Annotated in this window: 17 protein-coding genes; 1 reads left to right on the top strand and 16 read right to left on the bottom strand. The window is 38.3% G+C overall.

Annotated features, from left to right (window positions below; translation table 11 throughout):
* Positions 1 to 21: 21 nt before the first annotated feature.
* From uvrA to RZ78_RS02035, 14 genes are all read right to left on the bottom strand, one after another.
* Positions 22 to 2,877, bottom strand: a complete 2,856-nt coding sequence (uvrA, locus tag RZ78_RS02100) for an excinuclease ABC subunit UvrA (RefSeq protein WP_054607974.1) — start codon at positions 2,875 to 2,877, stop codon at positions 22 to 24.
* Positions 2,878 to 2,889: 12 nt separating this feature from the next.
* On the bottom strand, positions 2,890 to 4,902 hold the full coding sequence (gene uvrB / locus RZ78_RS02095; protein ID WP_282571203.1) for an excinuclease ABC subunit UvrB: 2,013 nt from the start codon (positions 4,900 to 4,902) through the stop codon (positions 2,890 to 2,892).
* 153 nt (positions 4,903 to 5,055) lie between these two features.
* Complete coding sequence (gene trxB, locus RZ78_RS02090; protein ID WP_034531944.1) at positions 5,056 to 5,979, bottom strand: thioredoxin-disulfide reductase; 924 nt, start codon at positions 5,977 to 5,979, stop codon at positions 5,056 to 5,058.
* An 84-nt stretch (positions 5,980 to 6,063) separates the two neighbouring features.
* Entirely contained in the window at positions 6,064 to 6,939 is an 876-nt protein-coding gene (gene galU, locus RZ78_RS02085) for a UTP--glucose-1-phosphate uridylyltransferase GalU (protein WP_054607973.1), read from the bottom strand.
* A 44-nt stretch (positions 6,940 to 6,983) separates the two neighbouring features.
* Positions 6,984 to 8,000: an NAD(P)H-dependent glycerol-3-phosphate dehydrogenase gene (locus tag RZ78_RS02080; RefSeq protein WP_034531940.1), complete on the bottom strand. Its 1,017-nt coding sequence runs from the start codon at positions 7,998 to 8,000 to the stop codon at positions 6,984 to 6,986.
* A gap of 21 nt (positions 8,001 to 8,021) precedes the next feature.
* Complete coding sequence (lgt, locus tag RZ78_RS02075) at positions 8,022 to 8,852, bottom strand: prolipoprotein diacylglyceryl transferase (protein WP_414827356.1); 831 nt, start codon at positions 8,850 to 8,852, stop codon at positions 8,022 to 8,024.
* Positions 8,853 to 8,867: 15 nt separating this feature from the next.
* A complete protein-coding gene (gene hprK, locus RZ78_RS02070) occupies positions 8,868 to 9,806 on the bottom strand; it encodes an HPr(Ser) kinase/phosphatase (RefSeq protein WP_034534642.1) in 939 nt (312 codons plus the stop codon).
* A gap of 63 nt (positions 9,807 to 9,869) precedes the next feature.
* Entirely contained in the window at positions 9,870 to 10,205 is a 336-nt protein-coding gene (locus RZ78_RS02065; RefSeq protein WP_053791557.1) for a phage holin family protein, read from the bottom strand.
* An 11-nt stretch (positions 10,206 to 10,216) separates the two neighbouring features.
* Positions 10,217 to 10,489: a PspC domain-containing protein gene (locus tag RZ78_RS02060; RefSeq protein ID WP_080997681.1), complete on the bottom strand. Its 273-nt coding sequence runs from the start codon at positions 10,487 to 10,489 to the stop codon at positions 10,217 to 10,219.
* Between the two features lie 54 nt (positions 10,490 to 10,543).
* The gene (locus tag RZ78_RS02055; RefSeq protein WP_054607971.1) at positions 10,544 to 11,698 is read right to left on the bottom strand and encodes a PDZ domain-containing protein; all 1,155 of its coding nucleotides are present in this window, start codon (positions 11,696 to 11,698) and stop codon (positions 10,544 to 10,546) included.
* Between the two features lie 10 nt (positions 11,699 to 11,708).
* Positions 11,709 to 12,825, bottom strand: a protein-coding gene (gene prfB / locus RZ78_RS02050) for a peptide chain release factor 2 (protein ID WP_140968020.1) whose coding sequence is annotated in 2 segments (ribosomal slippage) — positions 11,709 to 12,752 and positions 12,754 to 12,825 — 1,116 coding nt in all. Because the reading frame shifts where the segments join, the coding sequence is not laid out codon by codon here.
* A gap of 56 nt (positions 12,826 to 12,881) precedes the next feature.
* The gene (gene secA, locus RZ78_RS02045; protein WP_054607970.1) at positions 12,882 to 15,245 is read right to left on the bottom strand and encodes a preprotein translocase subunit SecA; all 2,364 of its coding nucleotides are present in this window, start codon (positions 15,243 to 15,245) and stop codon (positions 12,882 to 12,884) included.
* Positions 15,246 to 15,396: 151 nt separating this feature from the next.
* Positions 15,397 to 15,969, bottom strand: coding sequence for a ComF family protein (locus RZ78_RS02040; protein WP_191978827.1), 573 nt, complete (start codon positions 15,967 to 15,969; stop codon positions 15,397 to 15,399).
* Positions 15,970 to 16,066: 97 nt separating this feature from the next.
* Complete coding sequence (locus tag RZ78_RS02035; RefSeq protein WP_054607968.1) at positions 16,067 to 17,398, bottom strand: DEAD/DEAH box helicase; 1,332 nt, start codon at positions 17,396 to 17,398, stop codon at positions 16,067 to 16,069.
* Positions 17,399 to 17,455: 57 nt separating this feature from the next.
* Here RZ78_RS02035 and RZ78_RS02030 point away from each other — a divergent pair, with 57 nt between their 5' ends.
* The gene (locus tag RZ78_RS02030; protein WP_054607967.1) at positions 17,456 to 18,106 is read left to right on the top strand and encodes a YigZ family protein; all 651 of its coding nucleotides are present in this window, start codon (positions 17,456 to 17,458) and stop codon (positions 18,104 to 18,106) included.
* A 19-nt stretch (positions 18,107 to 18,125) separates the two neighbouring features.
* Here RZ78_RS02030 and RZ78_RS02025 read toward each other — a convergent pair whose 3' ends face one another.
* Positions 18,126 to 19,223 (bottom strand): glycosyltransferase family 4 protein, encoded by a 1,098-nt coding sequence (locus RZ78_RS02025; RefSeq protein ID WP_054607966.1) that lies wholly within the window; start codon positions 19,221 to 19,223, stop codon positions 18,126 to 18,128.
* A gap of 105 nt (positions 19,224 to 19,328) precedes the next feature.
* A complete protein-coding gene (groL, locus tag RZ78_RS02020) occupies positions 19,329 to 20,942 on the bottom strand; it encodes a chaperonin GroEL (RefSeq protein ID WP_054607965.1) in 1,614 nt (537 codons plus the stop codon).
* Between the last annotated feature and the right edge of the window lie 13 nt (positions 20,943 to 20,955).

Raw genomic sequence — 20,955 nt, 5'->3', positions numbered from 1 at the left:
AAAGCGTGTCATCACGCTTTTTTATTTTCTTGCTTCTTTAGTTCGTTTGGTATCACGTTCTAAGACTGGTTTTAAATATTGACCAGTATAGCTTTCCTTCACCTTGACGATTTCTTCAGGAGTTCCAGTAGCGATGATTTCACCACCACCATCTCCTCCTTCAGGTCCTAGGTCGATAATGTGATCGGCTGTCTTAATCACGTCTAGGTTATGTTCGATAATTAAAACAGTGTTGCCTTGTTCGACTAGTTCATGTAGGACAACTAACAAGCGGTTAATGTCATCGGTGTGTAAACCAATGGTTGGTTCATCTAAGATGTATAAGTTGTTTCCAGCTGACTTTTTGTATAGTTCAGAAGCTAACTTCATTCTTTGCGCTTCCCCACCAGACAAGGTAGTTGCTGATTGGCCAAGTTGAACATAGCCAAGTCCTACTTCATCAATGGTTTCTAGTTTTCTAGTAATTTTTGGAATTGATGAGAAGAAATCAAGTGCTTGATCCACAGTCATGTCCAAGACATCAGAAATGTTCTTGCCCTTGTATTCAACTTCCAGTGTTTCGGCGTTGTAACGTTTACCATGGCAAACTTCACAAGGTACGTAAACATCTGGTAGGAAGTTCATTTCAATCTTTAGAATTCCATCCCCATGACAGGTTTCACAACGACCACCCTTAACATTAAAACTGAAACGACCCTTTTGGTAACCACGAAGTTTAGCTTCGTTTGTTTCAGCAAACAATGTTCTAATGTCGTCAAACACTCCAGTATAGGTAGCAGGATTACTACGAGGCGTTCTTCCGATTGGACTTTGGTCGATGTTAATTAGCTTATCTATATTCTTATATCCAGAGATTGACTTGTACTTACCTGGCTTTTCGGAGTTGTGGTTTAGCTTTTGGGCAATCGCACGTTTAACAATGCGGTTAATCAATGTTGATTTACCTGAACCAGAAACACCAGTTACGACGTTAAACTCACCTAATGGAATTTCGGCAGTAACGTTCTTCAAGTTGTTTTCAGAAGCGCCGGTAACCTTAATCTTCTTACCGTTACCCTTACGACGTTTCAATGGGACTGGAATGAACTTCTTACCTGATAGGTATTGACCAGTCAATGAGTTGTCGTTTTGAGCCACTTCGTCGGGAGTTCCAACGGCCATTACCTTACCACCGTTGGTTCCAGCACCTGGTCCGATATCAACAATGTAGTCGGCAGAACGTTGAGTGTCTTCACCGTGTTCTACGACAACTAGGGTATTACCCAAGTCACGCATTGATTTTAGTGAAGAAATCAAACGGTCGTTATCGCGTTGATGTAACCCAATTGATGGTTCATCCAATACGTATAGCACTCCTGATAGGTTTGAACCGATTTGAGTAGCTAAACGAATACGTTGTGATTCACCACCAGATAGTGTTCCGGCAGTTCTGGAAAGTGTTAGGTAATCCAATCCCACGTTCTTTAGGAAAGTTAGTCGATCAATGATTTCCTTTAGGATTGGTTTAGCGACAACACTATCCTTTTCACCGAACTTCAATTGAGAGAAGAAGTTTAATTCTTTAACAACGTCTAGGTCGGTTGCTTCACTGATGTTTAATCCGTCAACCTTCAAACTTAGTGCTTCTCTGTTTAAACGGAAACCGTGACAAGTTTGACATGTTAATTCAGTCATATATAGACGCATTTGGTCTCTGGTGAAGTCACTGTTAGTTTCCTTGTAACGACGGTCAATGTTGTTAATAACCCCTTCAAAAGGTGCATCGGTGTCTCTAATTCCACCGAAGTTACTGTTGAAGTGGAAGTGGAATTCTTTTCCGTTGGAACCGTATAAAATTAGGTCACGTTGCTTCTTAGGAAGCTTTTTAAACGGAGTATCCATATCGATACCAAATGCTTCACAGGCTTGTTCTAGCAAGCTTGGATAGAACTTGGAGCTAATTGGATTCCAGGGTTCAATTGCCCCTTCGTTTAACGTCTTATCCTTGTCAGGTACAACTAGGCTTTCGTCTACTTCAAGTTTCATCCCTAAACCATCACAGCTTGGACAAGCGCCAATTGGTGAGTTAAATGAGAATAGACGTGGTTCCAATTCACTAACTGTAAATCCACAAAGTGGACATGCGTAGTGTTCGGAAAAAATTAAGTTGTCACCCCTACCCATCAAGTCGGCAACGGCATAACCGTCACTTAGTCTCAATGCGGTTTCAAGTGAGTCTGATAAACGAGATTTGATACCATCTTTAACGATGATTCTATCAACCACGATTTCAATGTCGTGATACTTGTTCTTGTCTAGTGGAACGTCATCTTCAATTTCGTGAACTTCTCCGTCAGCACGGTATCTAACGAAACCTTCACGCTTAATCTTATCGATAACTTTCTTGTGTTGACCTCTTTGTTGTCTAACCACTGGTGATAAGATTTGAAGCTTAGTTCTTTCAGGCAAAGCAAGAACTTCATCAATCATTTGATCAATTGATTGTCTAGTAATCTTGGTTCCATCGTTTGGACAGATTGGTGTTCCAACACGTGCCCATAGCAATCTAAAGTAGTCGTTAATTTCAGTAACAGTTCCAACTGTTGAACGTGGATTCTTGGAAGTGGTCTTTTGGTCAATCGCAATCGCTGGACTTAATCCTTCGATTGAATCAACGTCTGGTTTGTCCATTTGACCCAAGAATTGACGTGCGTATGAAGACAAACTTTCAACGTATCGACGTTGTCCTTCAGCATATAGCGTATCGAATGCTAATGAACTCTTTCCTGAACCTGATAAACCGGTCATAACAGTCAATTTGTTCTTAGGAATTTCAACACTAATATCTTTTAAGTTATGTGCTCTAGCACCTTTAATGACAATTTTATCGTTTTGCAAGTTTTTGCCCCCTTACATTTGACCCTTTAATTCCATGACAGTATCACGCAAAGCTGCTGCTTTTTCGAAATCAAGTTTAGCAGCTGCATGCTTCATTTCCTTGGTCAATGTTTCAATCATTTGCTTTTGATCCTTCTTAGATAGCTTTTGGAAGTCTGATTCAACAAATGAGTGATCTTCTGAAGAATCATCGTTCTTATTATTGTCGTAGCTAATAAGGTCTCTAATTGGCTTCTTAATGGTATGTGGTGTAATACCATGGTCTTCGTTGTATTTCTTTTGAATACTTCTTCTTCTAGCGGTTTCATCAATCGCCTTTTGCATTGAATCGGTCATGTTATCGGCGTACATAATAACCGCACCATTTTCATTTCTGGCGGCACGACCAATGGTTTGAATTAATGAACGTTCATTTCTTAGGAAACCTTCCTTATCAGCATCCAAGATGGCAACCAAGGATACTTCAGGAACATCAATTCCTTCTCTTAGAAGGTTAATTCCAACCAATACATCGTATTTACCTAGACGAAGATCACGAATAATCTTGGTACGTTCTAGTGTCTTAACGTCAGAGTGTAGGTATGCAACCTTGATTCCTAAGTCCTTTAAATAGTCGGTTAAATCTTCGGACATCTTCTTGGTCAAGGTGGTTACAAACGTTCTTTCATTCTTAGCAATTCTTTCATTGATTTCACCAACCAAATCATCCATTTGACCCATGATTGGACGCACTTCAACAGTTGGATCCAATAGTCCGGTTGGACGAATGATTTGTTGAACGATATTCTTTTCAGCGGTTTCTTCTAGTTCACGTGGACCAGGAGTTGCTGACATGTAGATTGCTTGGTTAACACGTTCTTTGAATTCAGGCATCTTCAATGGACGGTTATCCAAAGCACTTGGAAGTCTGAATCCATATTCGATTAGACGTTCTTTTCTGGCCTTATCACCATTGTACATTCCACCTACTTGTGGCAATGTTTGATGGGATTCATCGACAACTAATAAGTAATCATCGGGGAAGAAATCTAGTAATGTGTAAGGAGCTTCACCCGGTTTTCTGTTGTCCATGTATCTGGAATAATTTTCAATTCCGTTGGTGTAACCCATTTCGGCCATCATTTCGATATCATAAGTGGTACGTTGCTTCAAACGTTGGGCTTCTAGTAGCTTACCCTCTTTTTCAAATTCGGCAACTTGTTCCTTCATTTCTTCCTTGATACCCTTCAAAGCGTGATCCATGTTTTGATCATCGGTCAAGAAGTGGGTCGCTGGGAAGATGATGATATCGTCTTTCTTACCAATGAATTCACCGGTCAATGTATCGATTTCTTTGATTGAATCAATTTCATCACCGAAGAATTCAACTCGGTATGCATGTTGATCCCCAGAAGCTGGGAAAATGTCGACAACATCCCCGTGCACTCTGAAACGACCACGTTGGAAGTCGATATCATTTCTATCAAATTGAATTTCGACTAACTTTCTAAGTAGCTCGTCTCTTTCAATTTGTTGGCCAACACTCAATGGAATGGTGTGTTTGTAGTATTCCTTAGGACTACCTAATCCAAAGATTGATGAAACGGATGCGACGATAATGACATCATTTCTGGTAAGCAATGAGTTAGTGGCCGCATGACGAAGTTTATCAATTTCATCATTGATTGAAGAATCCTTTTCAATGTAGGTATCACTTGATGGAACATAAGCTTCCGGTTGGTAGTAATCATAATAACTAACGAAGTATTCAACCGCATTGTTAGGGAAGAATTCCTTAAATTCACTGTATAGTTGTCCAGCAAGTGTCTTATTATGTGACAAAATCAATGTAGGCTTATTAACGTTTTTAATCACATTAGAAATTGTAAAGGTCTTACCAGTCCCAGTGGCACCTAATAAGATTTGGTTCTTTTGACCATCCAAAACACCCTTAGTTAACTTACTAATCGCTTCGGGTTGGTCACCAGTAGGTTTGTATTTTGAAACTAAGTCAAATTTATTGTTCTCTTCACGTTTTATTTCCAAACAAAGTCCTCCTTTGTTTTTAACTCGGAGCTCTAGGCTCATTCACTGTAGTTTAATAATATTCTAACATACGAACAAACTTTCTAAAACTAATGTTCTCCTTGTAGGCACAAAAAAGACTGGCCAATAGACCAGTCTTTTTAATCACACCTTTTAGTGTAATGAAGATACGTATTCGAATGCGTTTTGACCAGCAATACCACCGTCACCAACAGCTGTAGTTACTTGTCTTAATTCTTTTTCACGTACGTCACCAATAGCAAAGATACCCTTTACTGAAGTTTCCATACGTTCGTTTGTCTTAATCCAACCTTTTTCGTCAGTAATGTTTAAGTTACTGAAAGGTTCAGTCATTGGGTTGTTACCAACATAGATGAAGACACCTGAAGCAGCAATTTCGCCTTCTTCGTTTGTCTTGTTGTTGATAGTCTTAACACCAGTAACCTTCATGTTGTCACCGACAACTTCGGTTACGTTAGTGTCCCAAACAAATTCAATCTTGTCGTTAGCAAATGCACGGTCTTGGATAACCTTTTGTGCACGTAATTGATCACGACGGTGAATAACAGTAACCTTTGAAGCTAAACCTGCAAGGTATAGTGCTTCAGAGATAGCTGAATCTCCACCACCGACAACGACAACTTCACGGTTCTTGAAGAATGCCCCATCACATACGGCACAGTATGAGACACCTCTTCCACCATATTCGTCTTCGCCAGGAACGCCTAGCTTTCTGTATTGTGAACCAGTACCAATGATAACAGCACCTGCTTCGTAGCTACCTTGGTCAGTCTTAACAATCTTAGAATCACCTTTGTCTTCGATTGATTCAACTGTTCCATATTCGTACTTAGCACCGAAGTTTGTGGAACTTTCATACATTTCTTTTGCTAAATCTGGACCTAGGATTGACTTGAATCCTGGGTAGTTTTCGATTTCAGCAGTGTTGTTCATTTGACCACCGTAGATACCACGGTCAATCATCATTACTGATAAATTTGCACGAGAAGCATATAGTGCAGATGTCATTCCACCAGGCCCTGCACCAATAATAATTACGTCATACTTTTCCATAATTAAGCTCCCCCTTTCATTGAATTAATATATGATACTTTACTATCATATAAAACATTTGTCCATTAATTTGCACACAAACTAATTTTAATCTAACTTCTTAGCTAAGTCCTTGATGTATTGTTTTAATTCATCAGAAACTTCTGGGTGTTTTAGACCAAATTCGATGTTAGTTTGTAACCAACCAAACTTGTTACCGGTGTCGTATCTGTCACCCTTGAATTCGTGGGCGTATACCTTACCCTTTTTGTTTAGAGTATCGATGGCATCAGTTAATTGAATTTCGTTACCCTTACCAGGTTTAGTGTTTTCTAAGATGTCAAAGATGTCAGCAGTTAATAGGTAACGACCAATAATTGCTAGATCACTTGGAGCATCTTCTGGGTTTGGCTTTTCAACGAAATTAGTAACATCGTATAAACCGTCGCTAACTTTCTTAGCTGGGTTGATAACACCATATTTTGATGTATCTTCATGAGGAACCTTCATAACAGCAAGTGTTGATGAACCTGTTTCTTCATAACTGTCAATTAATTGCTTAGTCAATGGAGTTTCATCTGTCATCAAATCATCACCTAGCATGATAACAAATGGATCTTCACCAACGAAACTCTTAGCAGTATGAACAGCATCACCTAGACCATTTGGATGTTCTTGACGCTTAAAGTAAATGTTCAAACCGTTAGTTTCTTTAACAGCTTTTAGCATTTCATCCTTACCCTTTGATTCAAGGTTCAATTCAAGTTCAGTGTTTGAATCGAAATGATCTTCAATAGCACGTTTACCCTTACCAATAATAATTAAAATGTCAGTAATCCCTGATGCGATAGCTTCTTCAACGATTAATTGAATAGCTGGCTTATCAACTACTGGTAGCATTTCCTTTGGCATTGCCTTAGTTTCTGGTAGGAATCTAGTTCCTAAACCTGCTGCTGGGATAATTGCTTTTCTGATTTTCTTCATGAATATAAACTCCTATTTTCTCGTATTTTCCTATTTCTTAAATATTAATCTAATTCAGCTCTACCCTTACGGTGCATTAGTTGAGAAATTGCATCATCAATTGTAATTTCCTTGTGTAATACCTTGTAGATTGCTGAAGTAATTGGCATATCAATGCCACGTTGGTTGGCTAGTTCGTATGCAGCTTCTGCAGTTGCGATACCTTCAATAACCATTCCCATGTTCTTAACGATATCATCTAAGGTCTCTCCTTTACCTAGTTGATATCCTGCACGCCAGTTACGTGAGTCACTACTTGTTGCAGTAACGATTACATCACCGAAACCTGATAGTCCAGTGAATGTTAATGGGTTAGCACCGAATGAAGTTCCCAAACGAGAAATTTCGGCAAGTCCACGTGTCATCAATGCTGCTTTAGCATTGTCAGCGTAGCCTAGACCATAAAGTGCACCGGCACCAATAGCAATGATGTTCTTTAGAGCTGCACCAATTTCAACACCGATGATGTCGTCATTAGTATAAACTCTGAAGTAATCATTAATGAATAATGATTGGATATGTTCAGCATCTTTGATGTTTTCTGAAGCAGTAGTTACTAAAGTAATATCGTGTTTAGCAACTGATTCTGCTTGACTAGGACCTGAAATAACTGAGATTGACTTACGATGACTTTCATCGATTTCATCAGCCAGAACTTCTGACATACGTTTGTATGTCTTTTGTTCAATCCCTTTACTACCATGAATAATGTTTACCTTCATGTCTAGTTCTTCTAGGATTTCGTTTACTTGTTTTGCAGTACTTCTTGTAACTTGTGCTGGAACAACAAATAAAATATCATCAACACCTCTAATTGCTTCCTTCATATCAGCGTAAGCAACTAGTTCTTTTGGATATGTAAAATCTTTGATGTATTTTTCGTTTGTGTGCTTGTTGTTTAGTTCATCAACTTGTGATTGTTTGTATGACCATAAACGCACTTCGTTACCATTTTCAACTAAAATATTAGCAAGCATGCTGCCCCATGAGCCTGCTCCTAACACTGCAATTTTTTCTACCATAATAAATATAGCTCCTTAAAATTATTGTAACTTGCTACCATCTAGGTAGTAAGGCAAATCAGAATCATTTTTGCGACGATAGATCATTAATCCGATTGCTCCCAAGAATAGGATAATCGATAATAATTGTGAAACTCGAATTCCACCAAATAGCATTAAGCTATCTGTTCTCATCCCTTCGACAAAGAATCGCCCGAATGAGTACCAAATAACGTAAGATAATACCACTTCACCACGCTTGAAGAATCCTTGGATTTGGCGAAGATTCATCAATAGAACAAATCCTAACAAGTCCCATAGTGATTCATACAAGAAAGTTGGTTGGCGGTAAAATCCTTGAATAAACATTTGGTTAATGATGAAATTTGGTAAGTGTAGAGACTTCAAGAACGCTAAGCTGGTAATCTTACCAAAAGCTTCTTGGTTCATGAAGTTTCCCCATCTACCAATTCCTTGGCCCATAATCACAGTTGGTGCAATCACATCAAGCATTGCCCAAACTGAGATTAATTTACTTCTACAGTATAAGAATACCACGACAAACGCACCAATCAAGGCACCATAGATGGCAATCCCCCCATCCCAGATTTTAACAATCTCGTTTAGATGTTGGCTGTAGTACGACCATTGAAATACAACATAATAAATACGAGCACAAATGATTGCCACTGGCAAAGCCCATAGAATCATATCGTAAATATTATCTGGTTGAATCCCGCGTTTTCTTCCTTCCTTAACTGAAAGGTAAACGGCAATTAATACTGCTGTGGCAATAAAAATCCCGTACCAGTGAACTAAGATAGGTCCCAGACTAAACGCAATTGGATTTAACGCAATTGACATTTTATTCACTTCCTAAAAAGAGGATTATTTTTTGTTACCTGAATTTTCTTTAATTAAATTGTTTAGGTTATCATCAAATACCTTTGTAGCATCATAACCCATCTTCTTAGCACGGTAGTTCATGGCTGCCGCTTCAATAATGATAGCTAAGTTACGACCAGTCTTAACAGGAATGCTTACTCTTTGCACGTCAACGTCAAAGATACGACGGGTTTCGTCGCCATTACCCAATCTATCATATGGAGTGTCATCAGACCAGTTTTCAAGGTGAACAATTAAGTCAACCTTAGTCTGTGAACGAACGGCACCGGCACCGAATAGGTTCATCACATCAATAATCCCAATTCCTCTAATTTCTAGTAGGTGTCTTAGAATCATTGGTGCTTGACCAATTAGTGTTTGTTCATCTTGTTGGTATACTTCGACACGATCATCGGCAATTAATCTGTGACCACGTTTAACAAGTTCCAAGGCAGTTTCACTCTTACCAATTCCAGAGTCCCCTGTCATTAGTACCCCTAAACCATATACGTCAATTAGCACACCGTGAATTGATTTTCTTTCGGCTAATTTACCTTCCAAGTAGTTAGTCATGTTACTTAGTACTCGAGAAGTTGTTAGCTTTGAACCCAATACTGGAATGTGTTGGTTCTTAGCAGCACGAATTAATTCATCAGGTGGATCTAATTGAGTTGAAATAACAAATGCTGGTGTTTCTGGTAAACACATTTTCTTCATTACATCAAAAAGTTCATTACTATCCATTCCCTTAGCATATGATGTTTCAGTAATACCAAGTAATTGAATTCTCTTTGATGGGTAGTAGTTAAAGTATCCTGTTAATTCCAAACCAGGGCGTGAAATATCGCTCGTGGTAATTGGTCGATCTAAGTATTCTTCACCGTAGAAAATATCTAAGTGAGTGTTTTCAACAAGATCTGCGACCGTTACACTGTATGCCATAGCCTTTCCTCCACTTCGTTATAAGATAATTTTATCATGTTATTAGATGTTTTTAAAAATTTTTTAGTAGTCTGACAAAATGACGTTACAAATTGACATAATCAATGCAACAATCACTGCCATTCCAAATGAAGCAAAATGGAAAGTATTGCCCACCACAAAAGATGTTAATTCCAACATAATTCCATTCAGGATAATACTGAATAATCCTAACGTTACCAAGTTAATTGGTAAGGATAAGATAAACAATACTGGTTTTACCAATGCATTTAGAATCGCTAAAACAATTGCGGCCACAATCGCAGTTCCAAATGAAGCAACGTAAAAGCTGCCTTGGAAGAAACCAGCAATCGCAACGAATAGCAATGTGTTAATCAATATTCTGCCTAACACTCTCATGGTGTCACCTCTTATTTATCATTAAATTCATCAACGTCAGTTAAATTGCGTCGAGTTTGTTTGTTAGTAGTGTGTCCACCACCATAAACGTTGGGGTTAGCCGGAACAATTACTAAACAAATTACATAAAGTAATAGTCCGCCAATTAGATGGCCCGGAATAATTGATAGAACTACAAAAATAATTCTTAAAAGTTGTGAGTTGATATGGAAGTATTCGGCAATTCCACCTAATAATCCTGTTAATAATCGATCTGATTGAGAACGGTAAATTTTAGTCATCATAAAGCCTCCTCGTTAAATGACATTTTAAATAATGTTTATTAAATCAATCTTAAGTTACTTTTCCTTAATTACAACTACACCTAGTTCATTTGGTGAATCACTATAAATGGCACTTTCCATAATCTTGATACGATCTTCACGGTTCAATACCTTCAATCGACAAAATGTTGGAGAAGTCAAAGTAGCCTTGTAGAAATCGTCTTCGGTACTTACTTTGATGTTGTTAACCTCAACGATTAAATCCCCCATTTCAACACCCATCTTTTCAGCCGGAGTGTCTTTTCTAACGGCGATTACTCTTAGACCGTTAACTGCGTCTGCGAACCACTTAGCCTTCTTGTTATCCTTACGCTTAGTCCTTATTAAAACAAGTAGGTATAATACTGCCATCACAGCCATTGAAATTAATTCAATGTTATCGACACCATTTAGTAGGTAAGTTGCAACAACTAGAATAATACCCAAACATGTTAACCATAACAATCGATTAGATAACTTTTTGAAAAATTCTTTTGGCATTGATTTGAAAATGGTAAATCTAATCCCAATCAATACCGGTAAGATAAAGATTGTGAATTCATGTTGACCCATTGAAAATACTGGCCACCAGCTAATCAATGCATGAATTTGATCACCTGGAATTAATACGGCAATTGGTAGGACCGCAAATTCCTTATTTAAATAACCGGCAACCTTGTTACCACGTTGGTTTTTAAAAATCTTTGGTGATTGATAGTTTCCTAAGAACATCTTCATGTACAATGCTGAAACAAAGAATACTGTCACTAATAGCAATAATGCATTTGATAGTGAGGTAGCTGAAGTGTTGATACCTTCTGTATTAATATACGTAAACAAGTCGAATTTATACGTTACAAATGTCAAAGCAGTCGCGATTACTAGATTTAACACTGTAAAGAATTGACCCGGGATAATAATCAAGTTAATTAGTAGCAAAGCTTCATAAATAATGATCCAAGGAAGTGATAGATAAATTCCTAGTGTCATTGAAATGATGCTTCCAATAATTCCTAAAACGATGAAACTTAGCCAAAAATGTTTCATTTCAAAATCGTTTGGTGAAATTGAAGTGTTAAAGTCGTTTCTTTCACGTTTGATACGCTTACGGTAGATAATGTAATTTCTTAATATTCCCAACCATAGGACTGGCTGAATAAATATTAACAATGTCATCCATAAATTATTCATTTAAATTCCCCTATTCTGGATTTCTTTTACTTAGTTTCCATTGCAAGTATGCATTAATGAATGGATTTAGGTCACCATCCATAACGTCTTGCGCCTTTGCTGTTTCATAATTAGTTCGATGGTCTTTAACCATTGAATATGGGTGGAAAACATAAGATCTGATTTGTGAACCCCAACCAATCTCTTTTTGTTCACCTTCGAGTTGTGCCTTTTGTTGTTCCTTCTTTTCTTCTTCTAGTTCGTAAAGTTTGGACTTCAACATATTCATGGCAGTTTCTCTATTTTGTAGTTGTGAACGTTGAGCTTGACTGGCCACAACAATCCCGGTAGGTTCATGAGTAATACGAACTGCTGAAGATGTCTTATTAACATGTTGTCCACCGGCACCACTGGCACGATAAACATCAACTCGTAAGTCGGCAGGATTAATCTCGATGTCGACAGTATCATCTAGTTCTGGCATTACATCGACAGAAGCAAATGATGTATGACGACGTCCCGCTGAATCAAATGGTGAAATTCTAACTAAACGGTGAACACCCTTTTCTGATTTTAAGTATCCATATGCATTTTCACCACTAACCATGATGGTGGCAGTATCAATTCCGGCCACTTCTCCTGCTTGGTAGTTCAATGTTTCTAGTTTGAAACCATTTTGATCAGCCCATCTGGTATACATTCTAAATAGCATCATGCCCCAATCATGTGATTCGGTTCCACCCGCTCCTGGATGAATTTCCAGAATGGCATTATTGGCATCATACTTACCATTTAGTAACATCCCTAATCTGTACTTTTCAAGATGTGACTTAGTTTGTGCTAAAGACTCTTCGAATTCTTCCATCATTGAATCATCGTTTTCTTCTTCAATTAATTCTAGGTTCACTTCTAGATCTTCAGCCTCTTCATTTAGTTCATTAAAATTATCGTATTTTTTCTTTAAACGATTATTTTCATTAATGAAGCTTTGGGCTGTTTCTGGATTATCCCAGAATCCAGGTTCGGCCATCTTGGCTTCATTAATTTCGATACTTTCTTGAAGGGAATCTAAGTCAAAGAGACCCCCTAAAGCCTTGGATGGCTTTTTTGATTTGACTTATTTCATTTTTAGCATCAGCTAGTTCCATTCTTACTCTCCTTACCAAAAAAGCGAAGTGAACTTATGTTCATCTTCGCTTTATTATTATCTTTCGATGTTTTGTCTGATTTCAGCTTTCATGAACAATCTTGTGGCATCGTAATCAATATCTGAGACCATTTCTTCAAACATTTGATAACCTTCACGTTGGTATTCAACTAATGGGTTCAATTGACCATAACCTCTTAAACCAATTGATTGTCTCAATTGATCCATTTCATCAATATGATCAGTCCAGTGAGAATCAACAACTCTTAATACAACAACCTTTTCAAATTCTAGCATTTGTTCTGGGTCGTATAGTTGTTCTTTCTTTTCTTTGTAAACTTTTTCAGATAATTCAACCAAGAAGTCCTTGATTTCATCAGCTGACTTATCTTCTAAGTCAGATAGGCTAATCATATCAGGGCTAACAAGTGCACTAATGGCAAAGTCTAGGATTGTACTTAGGTCCCAGTCCTTCTTGTCACCTTGAGTGTGTAAGTTAACAATGCGGTTGATTGTTCTCTTAACCATTGGTTTCATAACCCAATCTAATGACTTATCTTCAGTGATTACTTGGTATCTTTCGTTGTAAATAACGCTACGTTGTTGTCTCATAACGTCATCGTATTGTAGAACTTGTTTTCTTGAATCGTAGTTGTTACCTTCAACACGTTTTTGTGCTGATTCAACTTGCTTGGTGATTAAACGACTCTTGATAACAGCTGAGTCACCATCAACCTTCATTCTTTCCAAGAAGTTCTTAATCTTATCAGAACCGAAACGACGCATTAAGTCATCTTCTAGTGATAGGTAGAATTGTGATAGACCTGGATCACCTTGACGTCCTGAACGTCCACGTAATTGGTTATCAATACGTCTTGATTCGTGTCTTTCAGTACCAATAACGGCAAGTCCACCTAATTCAACAACACCGGGTCCTAATTTAATATCAGTACCACGACCAGCCATGTTGGTAGCGATAGTTACCGCACCCTTTTGACCAGCGTTTGCAACAATTTCAGCTTCTTTAGCATGGTTCTTGGCATTTAGCACTTCGTGTTTGATACCAGCATCATCTAAACGTTTTGAAATGTATTCTGAAGTTTCAACGGCAACAGTACCAATTAGAATTGGTTGACCCTTGGCGTGTAATTCTTTGATTTCATCAACTACAGCATCGAATTTTGATTGTAGAGTTGGGTATAACAAGTCAGGTTCGTCCACTCTGGCAACCGGTCTGTTGGTTGGAATGGAGATAACGTCCATGTTATAGATTTCTCTAAATTCGTCTGCTTCAGTCTTAGCAGTACCAGTCATACCGGCAAGCTTGCTGTACATTCTGAATAAGTTTTGGTAAGTAATGTTGGCCATTGTCTTACTTTCTTCTTGAATGGTTACTCCTTCTTTTGCTTCGATAGCTTGGTGTAATCCATCAGAGAAACGACGACCATCCATGATACGACCAGTAAATGAATCAACGATAAGTACTTCGTCGTCAGAAACAACGTAATCCTTATCCTTAATCATAATGAAGTTAGCACGCAATGCTTCATCAATGTGGTGAGTCAATGCAGTGTTATCAGTGTCGTATAGGTTCTTTAAGTTGAAGTACTTTTCAGCCTTTTCAATACCTTGATCATTTAAAGAAACAGTCTTTGATTCCAAGTCAATCTTGAAGTCATCTTTTTCCTTTAATGTCTTAGCAAATTGGTCAGCTTGCATGTATAGTTCTGAAGAACCTTTGGCTTGTCCTGAAATAATCAATGGAGTTCTGGCTTCATCAATTAAGATGGAGTCAACTTCATCGACAATGGCAAAGTTCAATGGTCTTTGAACCATGTCTTCTTTGTAGACAACCATGTTATCACGTAAGTAATCAAAACCGATTTCACTGTTAGTTGAGTATGTGATATCAGCATTGTAAGCTTCACGTTTTTCTTCTGGGCTCTTTTCAGTTAAGTTAACACCTACTGATAGGCCTAACCAGTTGTATAGTTCACCCATTTGTTCAGCATCACGTTGTGATAGGTATTCGTTAACAGTAATAACGTGAACACCCTTACCAGCTAATGCGTTTAAGTAAACTGGCATTGTAGCAGTCAAGGTCTTACCTTCACCAGTCTTCATTTCTGAAATGTTACCTTCATGTAGCACAATTCCACCCATGATTTGAACATGGAAAGGAGTTAAACCTAATACACGAGTAGCACCTTCTCTGGCAACTGCAAATGCTTCTGGTAGTAAGTCATCAAGAGTTTCCCCATCTTGATAACGTTGTTGAAATTCTGGGGTTTTAGCTTTTAGTTCGTCATCACTTAGTTGGCTGATTTCATCGGCATATGCTTCAACCTTATCAGCTAGCTTGCTAAGTCTTTTAACTTCACGCTTATCGCTTTCGACCCATTTTCTTAAAATGTTAGCCATTTGTTTATTTTCCTTCCGTGAATTAGTTTTTAATGTTTTATTCGCTTTATATAAATTCTATCTTTCTTATTCTAACATTTAATTATCATTTTTAAAAACAGATTATCTAATTCTTCTAAAAAAAATATCCTTTATATATATAAAACATCCCTTATCGACATAAAGTTAGTCCTAAAACTTGCTTGGCACCGTTATTTCTCAGTACCTCTGCCGCATGTCTAATCGTGGTTCCGGTAGTATAAATATCGTCGACCAATAGTATTCTCTGATCGATAATTTGAGACGCATGTTTAGGATTAATTGTGAAAACCTGTTTATTGTGAATACGCTGTTGACGGTTTAGTTCAGACTGTCTCACCTTGCGTTTTTCCTTCACCATTAGGGCATCGACATATTCAGTATTCCCAAGAAGCCCAATCACCTGATTGAAGCCGCGATTAATCTGAGTTTCAGCGCTAACTGGAATTGGCACTACCAGCAAATCTTTTCTAATCTTTTTTCTAATCTCTTTTTGAAAAATCATCCGTAACTGGTAGTCACCGACAAACTTGTAGCGGTGCATAAAATTCTTCATCGCATCGTTATACTGAAAGATGGATTCATTCACGAAAGCATCCCCTAATTTCTGCCACTTCTGACAATCGATACATGTTCCGGACTTATCCATTTGGCGACCACAAGCCTTACATATTCTCGTTTCATCGATGCGGGCAAACTGATTCATGCACTCCGCACAAACGTATCGTTTCGGTAATCTTTTAAAACTCAACAAAAAAGAAAGTGACATGTCATATACCATCACTTTATTGCACAATAGGCAGCTATCCATTTAATTTTTTCGCCTTCTTATTCATATACTTGATTTGATTAATCGCACTCTTAATGGCCAGCGTGTTTTCTTCAGCTAGAAACAATACTTCCCCAGTCGGTCGATCGAGTTTTCTACCCACTCTTCCAGCTATTTGGACCAATGATGAAGTCGAAAAGACCTCGTCTTCTGCCCCAAAGACAATCACGTCAATTCCCGGAAAGGTCACTCCTCTTTCCAAAATGGTGGTCGTAATCAAGAACAGTTTGCGTTGTTCACGCATGTCGGATACCTTCTCCATTCGTTTATCATCACTAGAAAAGACGGTCTCCCATTTACTGGTATCAAACTGTTCTGCCAAAATATCACTAATTGGTTTTAAATCGGCAATGCGTGGCACAAACAACAAGAAGCGTTGGTTAGCTTTAATCTTTTCGTCAATCTCATGTAGTAGTAACTTTGGCAACTTTTGCTTATTTAAGTTCTCGCGCCACTTCTTTGTGTACTTTAATTTAATTTCAGGCAATAAATGACGGTGAAAACGAATCGGTAAGTAACTAGCCGACAGCTTGTTGGACCTGATTTTCTTCGTCATTTCATTGGTCGGTGTCGCCGTTAAAAACAACTTGGCACTACTTTGTTTCGTCGCATTTTCGACCGCAAAGTGTAATCCGTCGTTATTTACAAACGGAAAGGAATCGACCTCATCGATAATCAAGACATCAAACGCATGATAGAACCGTAACAATTGATGGGTGGTGCAAATCGTCAGCTGCGCATAGTGATACGGTTGTGGATTACGACCGTGTAGAAGAATCATCGATGTGTTGGCAAACGCCTCCTTAATTCTCGGATATAGTTCGACACAAACATCCACACGTGGCGACGCAATACAAACGCGTTTGCCCTCAGTTAATGCTTTTTCGATTCCCTGAAACAACATTTCAGTCTTCCCCGCTCCGGTAACTGCCCATAACAAGTGGGTCTTGTTGTTTTCGAAGACTTCGATAATATCCTTAGAACACTTCTTTTGCTCGTTAGTCAATTGGCCCTGCCACGTTAAAACCGGCTGCTTAATTTCAAAATCATTTGGTTCATCGGCATACACCAATGGAATGCTTTTGGTTACCCGATCCAAATTAATGCAGACTGGACAATAGTAGTTATTATTTGGCAAATTACACCTGTTTACGGGCGTTTTTTGGCCACATCGTTTACAATAGATATTGTTACTGTTAACCTTAATTGGAACGTATTTATGAACAATTGAGTTATTGAGGAGACTCGAATCCACCATCGTGGCGTTGACTTGTCTACCGTATAATTCAGAAACATCTTTAATCATAATTATCACCATAATTAAGTACGCAAAAAAGCTAAATTTTGAGGTGAAAACATCTAAATGGAAAAAGATTATCTCACAATTAAAGAAAATGGTGTCAACGAGATTGATATCAAAAAATCACAATTCATCTGTTCAATTGCCAGAGTGTCAAACGAAGAAGAAGCAACTGCTTTCGTTAATAGCGTCAAAGAAGAACATAAAAAAGCTACTCATAACTGTCATGCCTATGTAATTGGTCAAGACGATTCCATTCAACGCGCTAGTGATAACGGTGAACCATCAGGAACTGCTGGTGTTCCTATCCTAGAAGCATTAAAAAACATTGGCGTGCACAACACTGCTGCCGTTGTAACTAGATACTTCGGTGGCATTAAGTTAGGTGCCGGTGGTTTAATTCGTGCATATAGCAACGCCACCACCAAAGCCATCGAACATGTTGGGATTGTCAAAAAGATTTTACAAACTGAAATCACCATCGACGTTGCCTATAACCTGTTTGATCAATTAAATTACCACCTAGAGGAAAACGGCATTAACATTATCGATACTCAATATACCGACAAGGTATCCGTAATTGTTGCCATCGATAATCCTAAGGTGGAAGAGTTTAAACAAAAAGTAATTGATTTACTAAATGGTCGTGTTGAAATGCACGATGGCGATGAAAAGTACTTTGAAGTTGATTATGATCCATACAAAAAAGAATGACCAAATGGCCATTCTTTTTTTAGTGGTTATCTTTACTTGTGTTTTCTTTAACGACTTTTTTAATTGCGTTTAGTAATGGTTGTCTATCCTTACCAGCTAAACCGATTGATTCAACGAATAGTTCCAACCCGATTAACGTTGCAATCGTTAGTAGAATGGAACCCCAAATTGTTGAGATTGGGTATAGCAATGAAATGAATGAGAAAATCAAAGCAATTCCATAGATTACCAATACGGTTTGACGATGAGTCAATCCGATTTGCATCAAACGGTGATGTAAGTGTCGTTTGTCAGCATGCATGATTGGTTGCTTGTTTAACATTCTACGTAAGATTGCGTAAATGGTATCGGTGATTGGCACACCCAGGATAATTACCGGAATAATAACGGTAATGAATGTGGCATTTTTCAATCCGTTCAATGAGAAAATTGAAATCATAAAACCGATGAACAATGATCCGGTGTCCCCTAGATAGATTCTAGCTGGGAAGAAGTTGTAAGGTAAAAATCCTAAACATGCTGCAACAAGTGCAAAAATCATGATTGAAACGTAGACGTTTCCAACGTTTAGGAAGAAGAACCCAGTAATTCCCATGGTGGTCAAAGCAATAACTGCGACCCCCGTTGCTAATCCATCAAGACCGTCAATTAAGTTAACGGCGTTGGTGATTGCTAAAATCCAAATTAGAGTAATTGGTAAACTTAACCATCCTAAACTAAATGTTCCAATGAATGGTAATGATATGTTACTCATTTGAATATTTCCGAAGAAAAAGACAATGATTGCTGCTAAACTAATTCCAAATACTTTCTGACGTGGTTTTAATACAATGATGTCATCAATTACCCCTGTAATAATGATGACTACTTGGCCCGCAAACATCCCATAAAGTTGATGGGTTGGCATTTGCGACCTTAATAGGAACATCGTGGCAATTGTGTATGACACAAAGATTGCCAATCCTCCTAATGTCGGCATCGGAATTTTATTCATTCTTCGCTTATTTGGACTATCGATAGCTCCCCAGCGAAATGCTAACTTTCTGATAAACGGCGTTACCACAGCAGAAATTAACATTGTCGCGAAAAGGGAAACGATAATTTCGAATTTTAGCATAATCGTTATCCTTTCGTTTTATAATACTATTAATAAATTATACAAATGTAACAGATTAAAAACAAGGTTAAACAAAAAAAGGATTCCCAAAGGAATCCTTTTTTATTACATCATTGGTCCCATTGAAGGGTTCATTGAATCTTTCTTTTCTTCTGGTAAGTTAGCAACAACAGCTTCAGTAGTTAATAGCAATGCTGAAACAGATGCGGCGTTTTGAAGAGCTGATCTTGATACCTTGGTTGGATCAACAACTCCGGCCTTAATCATATCTTCGTATTCACCAGTAGCAGCATTGAAACCAATACCCATTTCCTTGCCCTTTAGATGTTCAACAACGATTGAACCATCAATTCCGGCGTTGTGGGCAATTTGTCTAACTGGAGCTTCTAGAGCACGTAAAACAATGTTTACACCAGTCTTTTCGTCACCTTCAGCAGGGATTTCTTCTAGATCCTTTAGAATATTGATGAATGCAGTTCCACCACCAGGAACGAAACCTTCTTCAACAGCGGCTCTAGTTGAGTTCAAAGCATCTTCAATTCTGTACTTACGTTCTTTTAGTTCAGTTTCGGTAGCTGCACCAACACGGATAACAGCAATACCACCGGCTAACTTAGCTAAACGTTCACGTAGCTTTTCTTTGTCGAATTCTGATGTAGTAGTTTCTAGTTGGTTCTTGATTTCTGCAACACGTGCAGCTAATTGGCCCTTGTCACCGGCACCTTGAACGATTGTAGTGTCATCCTTAGTAACGTTAACCTTGTTAGCTTGACCTAATTGATCAATGGTTACATCCTTTAGGTTTAATCCTAAGTCGTCAGTGATTAAAGTAGCGCCTGTAAGAACTGAAATATCTTGTAGTTGAGCCTTACGACGGTCACCAAAACCAGGAGCCTTAACAGCAACAACGTTGAAAGTACCACGCATCTTGTTTAGTACCAATGTTGGTAGTGCTTCACCACCAATATCATCAGCAATGATTAGAAGTGAACGACCTTGTTCAACAACTGATTGTAAAACTGGTAGGATTTCTTGAATGTTGTTAATCTTCTTGTCAGTAACCAAGATGTATGGGTTGTCTAAGTCAGCTTGCATCTTGTCGTTGTCGGTAACCATGTATTGTGACATGTAACCACGATCGAATTGCATACCTTCTACAACGTCCATAGTTGTGTTAACACCACGTGAATCTTCAACAGTGATAACACCATCGTTTCCAACCTTTTCCATAGCATCGGCGATTAATTCACCAACTTCTGGGTTAGCAGCTGAAATTGAAGCGATTTGAGCAATATCATTCTTGCTCTTAATTTCGTTTGACATCTTGTGTAGCTTTTCAACGGCTACTTCGGTTGCCTTTTCGATACCGCGACGAACACCAACTGGGTTGGCACCGGCAGTAACGTTCTTCATTCCTTCGTTTACGATTGCTTGAGTTAATACAGTAGCAGTAGTAGTACCATCACCGGCAATGTCGTCAGTCTTTGATGCAACTTCTGATACTAACTTAGCACCCATGTTTTCAAAATGATTTGGTAGTTCGATTGACTTAGCGATTGTAACACCATCATTAGTAATGTTTGGTGTACCTGTTGATTGTTCAACAACAACGTTTCTACCCTTTGGTCCTAATGTAGTCTTAACAGTGTTTGCAAGTTTATCAACACCTCTTAGCATTGAACGTCTTGCGTCTTCTGAAAATTTAACTTCCTTAGCCATTTTTATTCACCTC

It is taken from the genome of Apilactobacillus kunkeei, assembly GCF_001308195.1.
Classification (GTDB): Bacteria; Bacillota; Bacilli; order Lactobacillales; family Lactobacillaceae; genus Apilactobacillus; species Apilactobacillus kunkeei_C.
Note: the sequence above shows the minus strand (reverse complement) of the source record. Positions and strands in the feature narration are given on the sequence as shown.

What these genes read in the sequence shown, in the direction of transcription:
- galU (WP_054607973.1), bottom strand. Translation starts at nt 6,939, where the DNA reads ATGAAGAAAATCAGAAAAGCAATTATCCCAGCAGCAGGTTTAGGAACT.
- RZ78_RS02080 (WP_034531940.1), bottom strand. Translation starts at nt 8,000, where the DNA reads ATGGTAGAAAAAATTGCAGTGTTAGGAGCAGGCTCATGGGGCAGCATG.
- hprK (WP_034534642.1), bottom strand. Translation starts at nt 9,806, where the DNA reads ATGGCATACAGTGTAACGGTCGCAGATCTTGTTGAAAACACTCACTTA.
- RZ78_RS02065 (WP_053791557.1), bottom strand. Translation starts at nt 10,205, where the DNA reads ATGAGAGTGTTAGGCAGAATATTGATTAACACATTGCTATTCGTTGCG.
- RZ78_RS02060 (WP_080997681.1), bottom strand. Translation starts at nt 10,489, where the DNA reads ATGATGACTAAAATTTACCGTTCTCAATCAGATCGATTATTAACAGGA.
- RZ78_RS02055 (WP_054607971.1), bottom strand. Translation starts at nt 11,698, where the DNA reads ATGAATAATTTATGGATGACATTGTTAATATTTATTCAGCCAGTCCTA.
- secA (WP_054607970.1), bottom strand. Translation starts at nt 15,245, where the DNA reads ATGGCTAACATTTTAAGAAAATGGGTCGAAAGCGATAAGCGTGAAGTT.
- RZ78_RS02040 (WP_191978827.1), bottom strand. Translation starts at nt 15,969, where the DNA reads ATGAATCAGTTTGCCCGCATCGATGAAACGAGAATATGTAAGGCTTGT.
- RZ78_RS02035 (WP_054607968.1), bottom strand. Translation starts at nt 17,398, where the DNA reads ATGATTAAAGATGTTTCTGAATTATACGGTAGACAAGTCAACGCCACG.
- RZ78_RS02030 (WP_054607967.1), top strand. Translation starts at nt 17,456, where the DNA reads ATGGAAAAAGATTATCTCACAATTAAAGAAAATGGTGTCAACGAGATT.
- RZ78_RS02025 (WP_054607966.1), bottom strand. Translation starts at nt 19,223, where the DNA reads ATGCTAAAATTCGAAATTATCGTTTCCCTTTTCGCGACAATGTTAATT.
- groL (WP_054607965.1), bottom strand. Translation starts at nt 20,942, where the DNA reads ATGGCTAAGGAAGTTAAATTTTCAGAAGACGCAAGACGTTCAATGCTA.